The organism is Streptomyces sp. NPDC057623, from assembly GCF_042800355.1.
In the GTDB taxonomy this organism is placed as follows: domain Bacteria; phylum Actinomycetota; class Actinomycetes; order Streptomycetales; family Streptomycetaceae; genus Streptomyces.
In genome coordinates, this window is record NZ_JBHVGZ010000185.1 from 1 (window position 1) to 1,266 (window position 1,266).

The 1,266-nt window shown below is 72.3% G+C and carries 1 protein-coding gene; it reads right to left on the bottom strand.

The window, feature by feature from the left end; all coding sequences use genetic code 11:
• Window positions 1-1,266: polyketide synthase dehydratase domain-containing protein (locus ACFU95_RS51025; RefSeq protein ID WP_383844816.1), on the bottom strand; the 1,266-nt coding region annotated here is incomplete at both ends.

Here is a 1,266-nt window from a genome sequence, read left to right on the forward strand (position 1 = left end):
ATACGACCGGGGTTCTCGGCCTGGGCGGAACGCAGCAGCCCCGCGGCCGCGGCGGCGGCCAGATCGGTCAGCGCCTCGTCAGCGGTGACGGCGACGGCGCCACGGGTGACGGCGAGCAGACGTGTGTCCTGGAGACGCGGTTCGGACAGGTACGCCTGGACGACGTCCAGCACACGGCCGGTGAGGGCACGGACGGTGTCGGCGTCGATCGCGTCCCCGCCGGACATCTCCAGCGCGAGTACGGCGGGGACCGGCTCGGCCTCGGCCACCGCGCGCACTTCGTCGGCGGTGGTCACCGGGACGGCACCGGACGACATGCTCTGCCACCGCGTTGAAGCCTGCTCCCACGCGACACGGTAAAGGTGCCGCTCCGGCCGAGCCGTCTCCGCCCCGTCGAACGGCCGGGTGACCAGGGCACCTACGGACGCGACCGGAACACCGGCGGCGTCAGCCAGACGCATGCTGATCGTGCCCTGGCCGTCGAGGGCCAGATGGACACGGAGGGCGGTGGCACCGTCGGCGTGGAGACGTACGTCGGTCCACCCGACCGGCACGATGAGCTGCCGCTCGGCGCCGGTGTGCTGCGCCGCGGCGTGCAGACAGGCGTCGAGGAGGGCGGGGTGGAGGCCGTAGCCGTCCGGGTCGCCCGCGGTGTCGGGCAGGGTGACCTCGGCGTAGAGATCGCTGCCGCGCGTCCAGGCGCGGAAGGCGACCCCCTCGGTCGGGACGGCTCCGGGCGGGGGCCACTGGGTGAGGTCGAAGTCGGGCACGGGGGCGTCGGAGGACAGCCGGGCCGAGGCATGACGGGTGAACGGTTCGCCAGGCGCCGCGTCGTCCGGACGGGAGTGGACGTGCGCGGTACGCCGACCGGACTCGTCGGGTTCACTGACGCCGACACGCACGTGCACGCCACCCTCTGCCGGGATGGACAGCGGGACTTCCACGGCGAGTTCGTCGAGGTGGCCGGTACCCGCCTCGTCCCCGGCCCGGATCAGGAGGTCGACCAGAGCGGTGTCGGCTGTGGGGTGGTCGGCGAGCCAGGGGTGGGTGGTGAGGGACCAGCGGGAGGTGAACAACAGCCCACCCGTGGCCGGGTCTTCCACCAGAGCGCCGAGCATCGGGTGTTCGACCTGGGCCAGTCCTAGGTCTGTTGGGTTGCCTGTGGTGGTGGCGGTGTTGAGCCAGTAGGGGTGGTGTTGGAAGGCGTAGGTGGGGAGGTTGATGGGGGTGGGGGTGCGCTGGTGGAGGAGGGGGGTGAGGTTGATG